This is a genomic window from Ferrovibrio sp., from assembly GCF_035304305.1.
Taxonomy (GTDB): domain Bacteria; phylum Pseudomonadota; class Alphaproteobacteria; order Ferrovibrionales; family Ferrovibrionaceae; genus Ferrovibrio.
This window is the reverse complement of the sequence record NZ_DATGQG010000024.1, coordinates 1-14,463: the sequence shown is the minus strand read 5'-3', so window position 1 is coordinate 14,463 and position 14,463 is coordinate 1. Positions and strand designations below refer to the sequence as shown.

At 68.0% G+C, this 14,463-nt stretch carries 12 protein-coding genes and 1 tRNA gene; 4 read left to right on the top strand and 9 right to left on the bottom strand.

What is annotated here, in order from left to right; translation table 11 throughout:
• Positions 1 to 44: 44 nt before the first annotated feature.
• The 3 genes from VKZ87_RS02850 to VKZ87_RS02840 all read right to left on the bottom strand — a co-directional run bounded on the left by VKZ87_RS02850 (position 45) and on the right by VKZ87_RS02840 (position 4,275).
• Positions 45 to 1,289: a PepSY-associated TM helix domain-containing protein gene (locus VKZ87_RS02850; protein WP_324219733.1), complete on the bottom strand. Its 1,245-nt coding sequence runs from the start codon at positions 1,287 to 1,289 to the stop codon at positions 45 to 47.
• Positions 1,290 to 1,299: 10 nt separating this feature from the next.
• On the bottom strand, positions 1,300 to 1,983 hold the full coding sequence (locus VKZ87_RS02845; protein ID WP_324219732.1) for a Fe2+-dependent dioxygenase: 684 nt from the start codon (positions 1,981 to 1,983) through the stop codon (positions 1,300 to 1,302).
• A gap of 99 nt (positions 1,984 to 2,082) precedes the next feature.
• Complete coding sequence (locus tag VKZ87_RS02840) at positions 2,083 to 4,275, bottom strand: TonB-dependent siderophore receptor (protein WP_324219731.1); 2,193 nt, start codon at positions 4,273 to 4,275, stop codon at positions 2,083 to 2,085.
• 275 nt (positions 4,276 to 4,550) lie between these two features.
• On the opposite strand from VKZ87_RS02840, the gene VKZ87_RS02835 reads away from it, so the two are divergent.
• Genes VKZ87_RS02835 through VKZ87_RS02825 form a run of 3 tightly spaced genes read left to right on the top strand, consistent with a single transcriptional unit; the run spans position 4,551 to position 9,153 of the window.
• Positions 4,551 to 5,705: an efflux RND transporter periplasmic adaptor subunit gene (locus VKZ87_RS02835; RefSeq protein ID WP_324219730.1), complete on the top strand. Its 1,155-nt coding sequence runs from the start codon at positions 4,551 to 4,553 to the stop codon at positions 5,703 to 5,705.
• Between the two features lie 15 nt (positions 5,706 to 5,720).
• The gene (locus VKZ87_RS02830) at positions 5,721 to 7,700 is read left to right on the top strand and encodes a MacB family efflux pump subunit (RefSeq protein ID WP_324219768.1); all 1,980 of its coding nucleotides are present in this window, start codon (positions 5,721 to 5,723) and stop codon (positions 7,698 to 7,700) included.
• A gap of 7 nt (positions 7,701 to 7,707) precedes the next feature.
• Positions 7,708 to 9,153 carry an efflux transporter outer membrane subunit gene (locus VKZ87_RS02825; RefSeq protein ID WP_324219729.1) on the top strand — a complete coding sequence of 482 codons (1,446 nt, stop codon included), beginning with the start codon at positions 7,708 to 7,710 and terminating at the stop codon, positions 9,151 to 9,153.
• A gap of 15 nt (positions 9,154 to 9,168) precedes the next feature.
• On the opposite strand, the gene VKZ87_RS02820 is transcribed toward VKZ87_RS02825, so the two are convergent.
• From VKZ87_RS02820 to VKZ87_RS02795, 6 genes are all read right to left on the bottom strand, one after another.
• Complete coding sequence (locus tag VKZ87_RS02820) at positions 9,169 to 10,539, bottom strand: adenylate/guanylate cyclase domain-containing protein (RefSeq protein ID WP_324219728.1); 1,371 nt, start codon at positions 10,537 to 10,539, stop codon at positions 9,169 to 9,171.
• A 128-nt stretch (positions 10,540 to 10,667) separates the two neighbouring features.
• Positions 10,668 to 11,570 carry a serine aminopeptidase domain-containing protein gene (locus VKZ87_RS02815; RefSeq protein WP_324219727.1) on the bottom strand — a complete coding sequence of 301 codons (903 nt, stop codon included), beginning with the start codon at positions 11,568 to 11,570 and terminating at the stop codon, positions 10,668 to 10,670.
• Between the two features lie 67 nt (positions 11,571 to 11,637).
• Complete coding sequence (gcvA, locus tag VKZ87_RS02810) at positions 11,638 to 12,567, bottom strand: transcriptional regulator GcvA (protein WP_324219726.1); 930 nt, start codon at positions 12,565 to 12,567, stop codon at positions 11,638 to 11,640.
• 76 nt (positions 12,568 to 12,643) lie between these two features.
• Positions 12,644 to 13,528 carry a bifunctional methylenetetrahydrofolate dehydrogenase/methenyltetrahydrofolate cyclohydrolase FolD gene (folD, locus tag VKZ87_RS02805; protein ID WP_324219725.1) on the bottom strand — a complete coding sequence of 295 codons (885 nt, stop codon included), beginning with the start codon at positions 13,526 to 13,528 and terminating at the stop codon, positions 12,644 to 12,646.
• A gap of 10 nt (positions 13,529 to 13,538) precedes the next feature.
• Complete coding sequence (locus VKZ87_RS02800; RefSeq protein ID WP_324219767.1) at positions 13,539 to 13,838, bottom strand: DUF167 family protein; 300 nt, start codon at positions 13,836 to 13,838, stop codon at positions 13,539 to 13,541.
• A 26-nt stretch (positions 13,839 to 13,864) separates the two neighbouring features.
• Positions 13,865 to 14,143, bottom strand: a complete 279-nt coding sequence (locus VKZ87_RS02795) for a YggT family protein (protein WP_324219724.1) — start codon at positions 14,141 to 14,143, stop codon at positions 13,865 to 13,867.
• A gap of 243 nt (positions 14,144 to 14,386) precedes the next feature.
• Here VKZ87_RS02795 and VKZ87_RS02790 point away from each other — a divergent pair.
• Positions 14,387 to 14,462, top strand: a tRNA-Ala gene (locus VKZ87_RS02790).
• The last annotated feature ends 1 nt before the right edge of the window (position 14,463 follow it).

The window sequence follows — 14,463 nt, the reverse complement described above, 5'->3', positions numbered from 1 at the left end:
ACGATGCGGGCGGCCGGTTTGTGACAGGCCGCCCGCTTTCCGGTTTACCCGGCGCCGGCGGCCTGCCGGAGCGCCGCCTCTTTGGCCAGTTCGGTATTGCGCCGGTTGCGGCGCTTGATCCACCACATGAAGACGCCGGTCACCGCAAACAGCGGAATGATGACGCCCGAAACGAAGACGAGGAACTTGTAGAGTCCGCCGAGCCCGGTGCCGTAATGCAGCGCCCGCTGCCAGGCGATGATCGCCTCGCCGGCAGACATCGTCTTCGGGTCGAATACATCCATGACGCGGCCGCGCCAGGGATCGATCAGCACGGTCACCACCGGCGCGCCATCCTCATGATCGCCGCGGACCATGCCGATCCGGATCGCCTGGTTCGGCCGGGTCGGCAGGAAGGCGTTGAGGAAGCGGGCATCCGGCACGCTCTGCCGCGCCAGGTCGACGGCCTCGCGCAGGCCGACCGGCGTGGCACCGGGCACCGGCTCGACGCGCGCCTGGAACATGGCCGCGCGCATGTCGCGGCCCGGGAAGATCGCGTTGATCGCCGCACCCGTCTGCTGCGGGAAGGCAAGATAGACGCCGGTGAAGTTCACCAGCATGAAGATCAGCAGGGTCCAGATGCCGACGGCGCCATGCAGGTCACGGTGCAGCCGCAGGCCCTTCGCGCCCCTGCGGATGGTGAAGGCGGATTTCCACTGGCCCTGCCGGGGCCACCAGATCACCAGGCCCGAACAGCCCAGCACCAGCATGGCGATGCCGAGCCAGCCGACGATCTCGCGGCCGGTGCCGCCCGGGATCAGCAACCGGCCATGCAGGTCGTGGAAGAACCGCACCCAGCCGGTCATCGCCTGCTGGGTCTCCAGCACCTGCAGCGACACCGGATCGAGCAGGATCTGCAGGCTGCCGGCGAAGGGGCTGACGGCCGGGACGGTGCCGGCGCCCTGCTGGGAACCGCCAGTGCGGGCAGCGGGCCGTTCACTGGCCATGCCGGGGCGCGATAGGCGGACGGCGGCCGGATCGCCAATCTCGGCCGGCCAGCGCACCGCGATCGGCACGCGGCCGGGTTCGCTGCTGGCGGCAACGGCGGCGGCAACCAGCTCGTCGGGCGAGCGCCACTCGCCGACCGTGGTGACCCTCGGCTCGCCCTGGCCGAACAGATGCTCGATGTCATGGGCATAGACCAGGATGCTGCCGGTAATCCCCATCAGCACCAGCGGCAGACACAGGACCAGGCCGGTCCAGAGATGGATCTGCTGCAGCCAGTAGCGTGCGGTACGCCTCTTTGCCATGTCTCCCCCGTCAGCTGTCGGCCCAGCGCCGCAGCAGGTTGTGATAGATGCCGGTCAGCTGCACCACCTGCGGATCCTTGTGGCTGCGCTCCGCGGCAAGCTGCTGGATGGTGGTGTCGAGCTGGAAGAGCAGCGTGCGTTCGCCGTCGTCGCGCACCATGCTCTGCAGCCAGAAGAAGGACGCAACGCGCGCGCCACGCGTCACCGGGGTGACGCGATGCAGGCTGGTGGAGGGGTAGAGGATGAGATCGCCGGCCGGCAGCTTGGCGCTGTGCTCGCCGTAGGTATCCTCGACGATCAGCTCGCCGCCGTCATATTCCTCCGGCTCGGCGAGGAACAGGGTGCAGGACAGGTCGGTGCGGATGCGGAAATCGCTGCCCCGCATGGCGCGGATCGCATTGTCGACATGGGTGCCGAAGGTCTGGCCTTCGCCGTAGCGGTTGAACAGCGGCGGGAAGACCTTCAGCGGCAGGGCCGCCGAGATGAAGAGCGGCGAGCGCTCCAGGGCCGTGAGCACCAGGTCGCCGAGCCGGCGCGCCGCGTCGGAGTCCTCAGGCAGCTGCAGGTTGTTCTTCGCCAGCGCCGACTGGTGGCCGGAGGTCACGTTGCCGTCGACCCACTCGGCGCGGTCCATGATCTGCCGGCACTGCGCGACCTGCTGCTTGGTCAGGACCTGGGGGATATGCAGCATCATGACGTCATCTCCATGCTTTGCGCCGGCCGGGACGGAAATGGCCCCGCCCGTTCTGCACGGGCGGGGCGCTGGCCTCCGGCGAGATATCTCTGCACTTCCTCAGAATTTGAAGTTCGTCGTCAGAAGCGCTGAGCGTCCGGGCGCCACGTTGGCGAAAGCGCCTACATGCGAAGCGTCATAGATCGTCTCGTCCGTCAGGTTGAGGACATTGAGCTGCATGTTGACGTTCTCGGTGATCTGGTACGCCACCATGGCGTCCAGCCGCCAGTAGGGATCGAGCTTGCGCGTATTGTCGGCATTCACGTAGCGCCGCCCCATGTAGAAGGCGCCGCCGCCGATGGTCCAGTCCGGCGTCAGGTCGTAGGTCGTCCAGAGGCTAAAGCTGTGCGGCGCGATGTTGGGGAACTCCTTGCCATCGTTCATGCCCGCACCGTCATCCACCAGCTTGCTGCGCAAATAAGTGTAACCGCCGAAAACCTTCCACGCAGGGGTAATCTTGCCGGAAAGGCCGAACTCGATACCGTCGACACGGCTTTCGCCGATCAGCGCGGTATCGTTGGTAATGGGATCGGTGGCACGGACATTGGTTTTTTCGGTCCGGAAGATGGCGGCCGTGGCGGAAAGCCGCTGATTTAGCAGATCCCACTTCGTGCCGAGCTCGTAGCTGCGGGCCTCTTCCGGATCCAGGTTGTCCAGACCGACATGATCGCTGTTACCGCCCGACTGGCCCGCACCCTCGCCCGCGGGATTCACCGAGGTGCCATGAGCGACATAGATGCTGCCGTTCGGCAGCGGCTTGTAGACGAGGCCGGTCTGATAGGTGACGGCATCGGTCGTGTTCCTGACACCCCCCGTCTGCGAAGCTTCATAATTGTCGAAGCGCAGGCCGAGATTGACCTCCCACTGCTCGCTCAGCTTCGCCGTGTCGAAGACATAGAGCGCCTTGTTGTCGGTCCGGACGGCGGTATAGCTGCCGGACGGCCCCGGTATGCCGTGGATCGAGGGGTCATGCGGATTGGGATTGTTCGCATCGGCCGGCGTGTCGTTGCCCGCCGCACCGCTCGGGAAGGCATAGCCGCGGCTGCGGATATCCTCCCGGCTGAACTCCAGCCCGGCGACGAAGCGGTGCGAAATCGAACCGGTATCGAACTCGCCGGTCAGATCCGTCTGGTTGATCAGCGTCGTGGTGTCCGAATTGCGGCTGCGGCTGCCGCGCGTGACGGTGCCAACCAGTTCGGCGGCAACGTTGGCAAAGCTCGGGCGTGTCAGGATGTAGTCCTGTTCGCTCCAACTGTAGCGGGTCGCATTCCGCAGGGTGAGGCTGTCGGTCAGATCATGCTCGATGGTCACCGTGCCCATGTCGACCTGGGTTTCGCGGAAGTCGCGATTGACCAGACCATAGAAGTTGTCACGATCCACCTTGGCCGGCTTGCCGGTGATCAGGGAGAACGGAACGCCCAGATCCGGCGTTTCCTCGGTCTGCAGGTGGTAGAAGCTGAAGGTGACGCGGGTCGGCTGATCGAGACCGAGCGTCAGCGAGGGCGCGAAACCCCAGCGCTGCACTTCCACCTCGTCGCGGCCGGCAACCTCGCCGTCATGGCCGAGCACGTTCAGACGCAGGGCTGCATTGCCCTGGACATGGTTGACATCGGCGGTAAGGCGCTTGGTCATGTCCGTGCCGAGGGTGACGCTGGCGGCGGTGAAGTCTTCCGCCTTAGGCGTTTTGCTGACCATGTTGATGCTGCCGCCGGTGGAGCCGCGGCCGGTATAGGCCGAACCCGGCCCCTTGGTGATCTCGACCTGCTCGAGATTGAAGGGCTCATGCGAGGTCGTGCCGAGATCGCGCATGCCGTCGATCATGAGGTCGGTACGCGCCTCGTAACCACGGATGAAGGGCCGGTCGCCGATGGCGGTGCCGCCCTCGCCCGAGCCGAGGCTGATGCCCGGCGTGGTGCGCAGCACGTCCTTCAGCGAGGTGGCGCCCTGCTCCTGGATCAGGGCCTGCGGGATGATCGTGACGGATTTCGGCGTGTTGAGCAGCGGCGCGGTGAATTTCGGCGAGGCCGACTGGTCGATCTTGTAATCCGTCGCCGGGTCGACCGGCTGGCGCCCTTCCACCGAGATCGGGGGCAGCGTCGCAGCAGGCTCTCCCGCCTGCTGGGCCGCCGCCGGCAGGGTCCCGGCGCCCAGCGCCACGGCCGAGGCCAGCAGACCGGGGGAAACACGTTTCAGGACAGGGCGATGGAGAGAGAGGCGACCGACGAGCGGTTGCGTCGAAGCGGAGTTGTCCATAATTGACCTCTGTTGCAGCAGCGATGACAGGGGCCCGGGCGAAGCCTGTCGGGAGGTGGGGCAGGGCTGCCGCGACAATCGCCAGAGCGAAGCCAGTAAGCTCCGAGCGCGGACTATACGGCGTTGAGGGCCAATTGCAACTAATTCTCAGAACGATTAGCGATATTTTCCGCAGTCTGTGGCACACATGCCACGTCCGCTAAGTCATGCGGATATCGTGATTTCCGCCGCAGGACTTGGCGGGCAGCGCCGTTTAGTATGGTCAGAGGCAGTCTATGAAACGTTCCCCGATTCTGATTTCCCTGTCCGTCGCGGCGGTTCTGGCCCTGGCCGGCGGCGCCTGGTGGCTGTGGTCGGTCCGCGCCGATACGCAGCCGGCCCTCCGCACCCAGATCGTGTCGCTCGGCAGCGTCGAGGACACGGTGACGGCGGTCGGCACCCTGCAGCCGCTCAACTATGTCGATGTCGGCACCCAGGTGTCGGGGCAGCTGCGGCAGATCTTCGTCGACTTCGGCGAGAAGGTGGAACAGGGCCAGCTGCTGGCCCAGATCGACCCCACCGTCTACGAGGCCCGGGTGGCAGCCGACCAGGCCAACCTGCTGGCGCTGCGGGCGCAGCGCAGCGACAAGCTGGTCCAGCTCGGCCTGGCCGAGAAGCAGTTCGAGCGGCAGCGCCGCCTGCTGGCCGACCGCGCCACCAGCCAGGATGCCTATGACTCGGCGGAAGCCGCCCGCCGCTCGCTGCAGGCGCAGATCGCCGTGCTGGACGCGCAGATCCAGCAGGGCGAGGCGACGCTGAAATCCGACCAGGCGAACCTGAGCTACACCAAGATCTATGCGCCGATGACCGGCACGGTGGTCGACATCACCGCGCGCCAGGGCCAGACGCTGAATGCCAACCAGCAGGCGCCGATCATCCTGCGCATCGCCAATCTGGCCACCATGACGGTGCGCACCCAGGTTTCGGAAGCCGACGTGCCGAAGCTGAAGCTCGGCATGGAGGCCTATTTCACCACGCTGGGCCGGCCCGACCGCAAATGGTCGGGGCAGCTGCGGCAGATCCTGCCGACGCCGGAAGTGGTCAACAACGTGGTGCTCTATCCCGCCCTGTTCGACGTGGCCAATGAAAGCGGCGACCTGCTGCCGCAGATGAGCGCGCAGGTCTTCTTCATCATCGCCAGGGCCGACAACCTGCCCGTCGTGCCTATGTCGGCGCTGCGCCCGCTCCCCGAGGGTCGCAACCGCTATGCCCTCCGCGTGATGGAGAATGGCCAGCCGGTCCGCCGGGTGGTCGAGGTCGCGGCCAGCAATCGCGTCACTGCCGCCGTCGCCTCCGGCCTGAAGGAAGGCGAGGAAGTCCTGCTCGACCTGCCGCCGCAGGGCAACCGCGCCGCCAGCGCCGGCGCCGCGCCGCGCATGCCGCGGCTGTAGGAGCGCACCGTGAATGTGATAGCGCGGCCCGAAGCTGTGGCGGCCGGCGAAAGCCGGGCACAGCCGCCGATCATTTCGCTGCGGGACATCCGCAAGACCTTCCATCGCGGCGAGCTGGCCGTGGAGGTGCTGCACGGCATCTCGCTCGACATCCATGCCGGCGAATTCGTCGCGCTCATGGGCGCCTCGGGTTCGGGCAAGTCGACGCTGATGAACCTGATCGGCCTGCTGGACCGGCCGACATCGGGCAGCTACCGGCTGGACGGTACCGAGGTCTCCAGCCTCGATGCCGATGCCCGCGCGCTGCTGCGCCGCGAGGTCTTCGGCTTCATCTTCCAGCAGTACAACCTGCTGCCCCATGAATCCGCGACCGGCAATGTCGAGATGCCGGCGATCTATGCCGGGCTGCCCCGGGCCGAACGGCGGAAACGCGCCGAGGCCCTGCTGACCACGCTGGGGCTGGCCGACCGCCTCGACCACCGGCCCAGCCAGCTGTCCGGCGGCCAGCAGCAGCGCGTCTCGATCGCCCGCGCGCTGATGAACGGCGGCGCGGTGATCCTCGCCGACGAGCCGACCGGCGCGCTGGACAGCCGCAGCGGCGAGGAGGTCATGCGCCTGCTGCACGAGCTGAACGCCCAGGGCCATACCATCCTGCTGATCACCCATGATCCAGACGTGGCCCGCCAGGCGCACCGGATCATCGAGATCCGCGACGGCACCATCCTGTCGGATACGCCGAACGGCGCGGCGGAGACGCAGGCGGCACCCAAGCGCCCGGTGAGAAGCCGCAAGGCCGGCTTCACGGCATTCGACGCCGCCGAATCCGCCCGCATGGCCCTGAACTCCCTGCGCAGCAACCTGCTGCGCACGCTGCTGACGCTGCTCGGCATCATCATTGGCGTCGCCTCGGTCGTCGCCATGCTGGCGATCGGCGACGGCGCGCGGCAATCGGTGCTGGACCGCATCGGCGCCATGGGAACCAACCTGCTGCTGGTACGGCCCGGCGCGCCCAATATCCGCCGCGCCGACGGCATCACGGCGACGCTGGTGGCGGCCGATGCCGAGGCGATCGCCGGACTGCCCAACGTGGCGGCCGCCGTGCCGGAATATCCGGGCAATGTCACCGTGCGCGTCGGCGCGCGCGATTATGTCACGCAGGTCAACGCCACCACGGCGCCGTTCCCGCAGGCACGCAACTGGCCGGTGGCCGAAGGCGTCTTCTTCACCGCCGAGGACGTGAAGGCCTATGCCCCGGTCGCGGTTCTGGGCCAGACGGTGGTGAAGAATCTCTTCGAGGGCGGCAACCCGATCGGGCAGTTCGTGCTGCTCAACAACATTCCCTTCCAGGTGATCGGCGTGATGACGCCGAAGGGCGCCACACCCTGGGGCGCCGACCAGGATGACGTGATCTACACGCCGCTGACCACCGGCGCGCTACGGCTGTTCGGCCAGCGCTATGTGCGCAGCGTCACCGTTCAGGTGGAGGATGTCTCGAAGATCGACGAGACCCAGGAGGCGGTGCGCCAGCTGCTGATCGCGCGCCACCGAGCGGAGGATTTCCAGATCCGCAACATGGCGTCCATCATCGAGACGGCGACGGAAACCCAGAACACGCTGACCCTGCTGCTCGGCTCGATCGCGGCGATCTCGCTGCTGGTCGGCGGCATCGGCGTGATGAACATCATGCTGGTCAGCGTCACCGAGCGCACCCGCGAGATCGGCGTGCGCATGGCGACCGGCGCGCGCCGGCTCAACATCCTGACCCAGTTCAATGCCGAGGCGCTGGCGATCTGCACCCTGGGCGGCCTGATCGGCGTCGGCCTGGGGCTGGGCGCGACATGGATCTTCGCCGCCTTCGGTCGCCCGGTCGTCTACAGCCCCGAGCCGGTGCTGCTCGCCTTCTTCTGTGCCTTTGCCACCGGGCTTCTCTTCGGCTATCTGCCGGCCCGCAAGGCTGCCAATCTCGACCCGGTGGTCGCGCTGCAATCGGAATGACACGATCATGATGTCCCGCATCCTGGCGGCCGCCGCGATGGCCGCCGCGCTGACCGCCTGCTCGATGGTGCCCGACTTCGTCCGTCCCGCCGTGGACACCCCGGCGGCCTGGGACAGCCGCCAGGATGCCGCGCCGCTCTGGCCCGATGCCGCCTGGTGGCGTGGCTTCAATTCGTCGGAGCTCGACCGCCTGATCGAGGCCGGCCAGAGCAGCAACACCGACCTGCGCGCCGCGCTGGCCCGCATCCGCCAGGCCGAGGCGCAGGCGCGCATCGCCGGCGCCGCGCTCTATCCCACGCTCGGCCTGGATGCGGGCGCCGGCCGCACCCGTCAGGGCCGCGGCTCGCTGACCACCGGCAGCGGCACATCGTCGACCAGCCTGTCCGGCCGTTCGGATCAGGTGATCCGCAGCAGCTATTCCGGCAATCTCACCATGGGCTACCAGGTCGACCTGTTCGGCGCCAACGCGGCCTCTGCCGACGCGGCGCTGGCGCGCCTGGAGGGCAGCCGCTTCGACCGCGAGGCCGTCGCCATCACCCTGCAGGCCGATATCGCGGCGAACTACTTCACCCTGCTGGCCCTGCGCGACCGCATCCGCCTGGCCAACGAAACCCTGCGCATCGCCGAGGATGTGCTGGAGGTGCTGGAACGCCAGCGCGCCGCCGGCGCCTCGACCGATTTCGAAGTGGCGCAGCAGCGCTCGGCGGTTGCTTCCCAGCGCGCCACCCTGGCCGGCCTGCAGCAGCAGGAGCGCGTGGCGCTGGATGCACTGGCGGTTCTGCTCGGCCGTCCGCCGCAGGGTTTCCGCGTCGAGGCTGACAGCCTGAATGCGCTCAGGCTGCCGCCGGTGGTGGCCGGCCTGCCCTCGGACCTGCTGCTGCGCCGTCCCGATCTGCGCCGCGCCGAAGCCAACCTGATCGCGGCGAATTTCGATATCGGCGCCGCCCGGGCCGCCCGCTTCCCCAGCCTTGCGCTGACTGCCCGTGCCGGCACACAGAGCAGCACGACAGGCATGCTGCTCGACCCGGCCACGATGGTCTATTCGATCGCTTCCTCGCTCACTGCGCCGATCTTCGAGGGCGGCCGGCTGGAAGGCCAGGAAGACCTTTCGCGCGCCCGCAACGAGGAGCTGATCGAGAGCTACCGCGGCGCCATCCTCACCGCCTTCCGCGACACCGAGGATGCGCTGAGCGCCACGGCCATCACCGCGCAGCAATATGCCTATGCGCAGGAAGCCTTCGAGCAGGCCCGCGAAGCCTACCGTATCGTGGAGTCGCGCTTCCGCGCCGGCACGGTGGATTTCATCAACCTGCTGGATGCGCAGCGCTCGGTCTTTGCCGCCAACGACACGCTGGTGCAGGCGCTGCTGAGCCGCTTCACCGCGATCATCGATCTCTACGAGGCGCTGGGCGGCGGCTGGGACGGCTCCACCGTGATGCCCCTGGACGACTGAAAACGGGCGGAAGCATCAGGACGCCGCCTGTGCCGCCTCCCTCGGCGGCCAGATGCAGATCTCGACGCTCTGCGTCCGGCCATCGAGCTGGACGGGACCGATGGGATCGAATGCCGGAAGGTCGTTGCTGTGCGCGGCCGCCGCCTGCAGGCATTGCCGCGACGTGGCGATGCGGCAGCGCAGCTGACGGGTGACCGTCTCCAGCCGGCTGGCGATGTTGACCGTATCGCCGACCACGGTGAATTCGAGTCGCGACTCGCTGCCGACATTGCCGACCACCACCGGGCCGCAATGCACGCCGACGGAAAGCGTCACCTGCGCGGCGCCGCGCTCCGCGCGCTTGGCGTTCCAGCGGTCCATTTCCCGCTGCAGCTCGGCGGCGCAGCGCAGGGCACGGGCGGCGGCGTCGGGCAGTTCCGTGATCGCACCGAAGGTGGCGAGGAAGCCGTCGCCCATATACTTGTCGATCGAGCCGCCATGGCGGAAGACGATGGCGCAGCAGCGTTCCTGGAAGCTTTTCAGCAGCCGCACGATGCGGTCCGGCGTCATCTGCTCCGACAGGCCGGTGAAGCCGACGATGTCGGCGAACAGGATGCCGACCTGACGGGTATTCGGCGCGCCGAAGGGCCGGTCGGCCCGCATGATGGCATCCGCCACGTCGGGCGAGACATAGCGCGAGAGATCCGCGCGCGCGATCTCCGCCCGCGTCTGCCGCAGCAGCATGGCGCGCGAACGCCAGACCGCCGCCGCCAGCACGGCCGTGATGATCAGAGTCAGCACCACCTGGTTCAGCAGGTAGAAGATGCTGACATGCTGGGGATGCAGCAGGATCTGCAGCGCGTGGTCGAACGGCATGCCGGGCTGGCCCGGCAGCGCGTCGCCGAAGGTCACGGTATCCGGGCGCATGTAAAGGGCCACCACGGCCGCGGACCACACCGCCGTTACGCAGAACCCGGTCCACAGCACCTGCAGGGGCGAGTAGGTCAGCGCCGCGCCGGCGATCAGCAGCACGAGATAGAGAAATTCCGGTCCGCGCACACGGGTCTGGACCGGCCAGCCGACATCGAGACCGCCGGGCGGCGGCAGCACCACCACTGCGGTGACGAGGATGACGTCGAGCAGCGCGAAAGCCAGCCGGATGGCAAGGGCATATCTGTGCCGCCGCATGAAATAGGGCACGAAGCCGAACAGCAGGAAGACGGCGGCGACGGATACGTAATAGAGCTGCCGCGGCGGCTCGATCAGAAGCAGCAGCCAGACGATCACCGCCGCGACGGCGGCGATCCTCGCCCGGAAGGCGAATGTCAGGCCGGCCTGTTCTTCCTCGGCAATGGCGCGGCGAAAGCGGGCGTTGAACCCTCGCCGCGAACTGATCCAGCGCAGCATGATCTCATCCCGGATGCAGAGCGCATCCAGATAAAGGTCATGCCGCCCTGCGCGCCATAACAAACCGGTGAGAACAGCGCCCGATCGACAGAAATTTGTCGGCGGTCACAAATCCGGCTGGATGCGTGTCACGCCGCGCGCTCCGCTTCCGCCTGTCCTGCCGCATCCAGCAGCCAGTCCGCCAGCGCGTCCCAGCGCTCGGCTGGCATGCTGCGCTTGAAGAAGCCGAAATGGCCGATCTGCTTCAGACCCCAGTCGGCCGGCGCGACATGCAGCCGCTCGATCCGGGCGTTGGGGTAATAGGTCGCCAGCACGTCGACGCCGCGGCGCGGACCGAAGGTGTTGTCGTCGCTGAAGCTGATCATCCGCATCCTGGCGCGGATGCGGTCGTTATGGGGCCGCAGCGGCCGCCCGGCATCGTCGATCAGATAATGCGGCGAGCGGCAGAAGCGTGCCCAGTCGATCGCCACGCGGCGCGGCAGATCCTCGGCGCCGCCCAGCACCGCTCCCGGCAGGCGGCCGGTAAACGCGGCCAGCGCCGGGACGATCGCATACCACCAGACCGGCAGATACAGGCGGTACGGATAGGGCCAGTTGCGCCAGTAGCCCTGCTGCGAGCCGACCGTCACCACGGCGGCGATCTCGCCGGCATGGGGCGACAGGCCGAGCACCTGGCCGCCGAAGGAATGGCATACATGGGTCCGCTTCAGGCCGGGCCGGTGCTTGCGCAGCCAGTCGGTCGCCGTCGGCATGTCCTTCATGCCCCAGTCGAGCATGCGCGGCTCGGGCGCGCCGGGCGAACGCGGCGACGACGCGATGCCGCGGAAATCGTAGGTCAGCACCGTGAAGCCGCGCGCGGCCAGATGGCCCGCGAATGCCGCGTAGTAGCGCGACGGCACGCCGGTGGCGCCGTCGATCTGCACGGCGAGGCCGTTGGACGGTCCGGCAGGCTCGAACAGCGTGGCGCCGAGCGCCTGGCCGTCTCCGGCGGTGAGAGTCAGCGGGGAAGCATGAAACAGCGTATCGGTCATGGCGCGAGACTGCCGCGGGCGATCATCCCGCGCAAACGCAAAGGGAGGGCGTTCAGGTGAAACAGGCTCATCCGGCTTTCCGCCGCGGCGGCGCTTCGAAAGGCTTCATGCCGTCGCGCGCCTGCCGCATCAGGCCGAGCAGCCAGTCGCGCAGGCTGACGATGCGCGGCCGCGCGGCATCGGCCCGGCGGCAGACGAACCAGTAGCCGTGCTCGACCGGGACCAGCGGCCGGAAGGGCATGATCAGGCGGCCCTCATGCAGCTTGGGCGCGATCAGCGGCGCCACGCCGAGCGCGACGCCCAGGCCCCGCTCGGCCGCATCCAGCGCCTGGGTGATATTGTCGACCCAGATTTCGCGCTTCGGCTTCAGCATGCCGATCCTCGCCGCGGCCAGCCAGCGCGGCCAGGCATCGGGAAAGCTGGTGAGATGGATCAGCGTATGCCGCCCGAGATCCTCGGGCCGGCGCATCTCCGGACGGAACTTCGCGGCGCAAACCGGCGCCACGCTGAGATCGGTGAGCTTCGTCGCCGCCAGCCCGGGCCAGCGGCCGCTGCCGTAGCGGACCGCGGCATCCACAACGTCGCGGGCGAAATCGGCGTTGCGCGGCGACGATTCCACGAAGAGCCGCAGGCCGGGCTGCGTGTCGAGGAAGCTCTCCAGTTGCGGGATGATCCATGAGGCGGCGAAATGCGGCACGGCGGAGAGCCGCAGCTCTTCCGTCCGGCGCGGCAGCACCAGCCGCGTCGATGCCTGCGCGACCTGGTCGAAGGCTTTGCGCACCGTGTTGGCGTAATCCTGCCCGGCTTCGGTGAGACGGATCTCGCGGTTGAGGCGGCGGAACAGCGGCAGGCCGAGATGCTGCTCGAGCTGGCGGACGCGATGGCTGATCGCGGAGGGTGTCAGATGCAGTTCGGCGGCAGCCGCCTTGAAGCTCATGTGACGGGCAGCCGAGTCGAAGGCCTCGAGGGCCAGCAGGGGCGGCAGTCGTTTGGCCATGCCGCCAGATTAGGCGCGAAAATCCGTTTGAAAAGCGTGACGTGGCGGCATGCCGCGAGGTCAATTACCTCGCGGGTTAAACCGTCTCCGGATCGATGCCGCTGCGCCAGCAGGCCGCCGTCAGCGTGTTCTGCAGCAGGCAGGCGATGGTCATCGGGCCGACGCCGCCGGGAACCGGCGTGATCTGCCCGGCAACCTCGCGGGCGGACGCGAAATGCACGTCGCCGATCAGCTTCGACTTGCCGCCCTCGCCGGGCATGCGGTTGATGCCGACATCGAGCACGCAGGCACCCGGCCTGATCCATTCGCCGCGCACCAGTTCCGGACGGCCGACCGCGGCGACCACGATATCGGCCTGCCTGCAGAGCGCGGCGAGATCACGGCTCTGCGAATGCGCGATCGTCACCGTGGCATTGGCGGCCAGCAGCAGCGCCGCGACCGGGCGGCCGACGAGGATCGAGCGGCCGATCACCAGGGCGTTGCTGCCCGCGACCTTCACGCCGCTTTTCTCCAGCAGGATCATGCAGCCGAGCGGCGTGCAGGGCGTCAGCGCCTTCATGCCCTGCGCCAGTTTTCCGGCATTCACCGGATGCAGGCCGTCGACATCCTTGGCCGGGTCGATGGCGGCGATCACCGCGTTGGCGTCGATCTGCTTCGGCAACGGCATCTGCACCAGGATGCCGTCCACCGCATCGTCCTCGTTCAGCTTCCGCACCACAGCGAGCAGCTCGGCCTGGCTTATGCTGCCCGGCAGGCGGATCTCGTCGGAGATCATGCCCGCCTCGCGGGTCTGGATGCCCTTGTTGCGGACATAGACCTCGGAGGCCGGATCGTCGCCCACCAGCACCACGGTCAGGCCCGGCAGCCGGCCGGCCTTCGCATGAAAGGATTTCACCCGGGCGGCGACCTCGGCCCGCAGGCCGGCCGCAATCGCCTTGCCGTCGATCAGGGTGGCTGTCATCTCGTCATCCTCACGTCTTGCTGGCCGTCCCGGCGGGCAGCCGGGCGGCGATCAGGGTTTCCAGGGCGGCCGGCTCGCCGGCGACCAGCACCTGCTTGTGCCGGTCGGTCTCGCCCGAAACCAGGCTCAGATCCCGCGCCGGCAGCCGCAATTGCCTGGCCAGCAGGCGCAGCAGGGCGTCGTTGGCCTTGCCCTTCTCGGGCACGGCGGTGACGCCGATGCAGAGCTCGGCCCCGCCATCCGCCGTCGGCTTCACGCCGAGGATGGCGTCGCGTCCGGCCTTGGGCGTGAGCCGGATGCTGAGCCGCAGGCCGCCGGGAACTGCCTTCCAGAAGCTCAGACGCCGTATTCCCAGAGCAGGTTGCGGATGAAGACCAGCAGCAGGATCAGCACCACCGGCGAGAGGTCGATGCCGCCCAGATTGGGCAGAATACGGCGGATCGGCCGCAGGGCCGGCTCGGTGATCCGGTAGAGGAAGTCCCCGACCGCGTAGACGAAGCGGTTGCGGGTATTGATGATGTTGAAGGCGACCAGCCAGCTCAGGATCGCGGACGCGATCAGGATCCAGATATAGATGCTGATGGCCGTGTCGATCAGGATGATCAGCGATTGCATCCGCCCTCCGGAAAATCGCGGCCCCGCGGCGCAAAAGGCACCGTGCCTAGCCCGCCGGCCTTGATACTGGCTGCGGCCCGGAAAGGCAACCGGGCGGGCGGTTTAGCCCGGCCGGACCGGCCCGGAAAGCGCCGGATGAGGCCCTGCCGGCAGTGGACAAAGCCCCGCCGCTTTGCTACTTGCTTGCCCGCCCGGCCGGAGCCCTTGCGAAGCTCCCTGACGATCAGGCCGGCGCGCCGGCTTGGGGCCGTAGCTCAGATGGGAGAGCGCCTCGTTCGCAATGAGGAGGTCAGGGGTTCGATTCCCCTCGGCTCCACCAA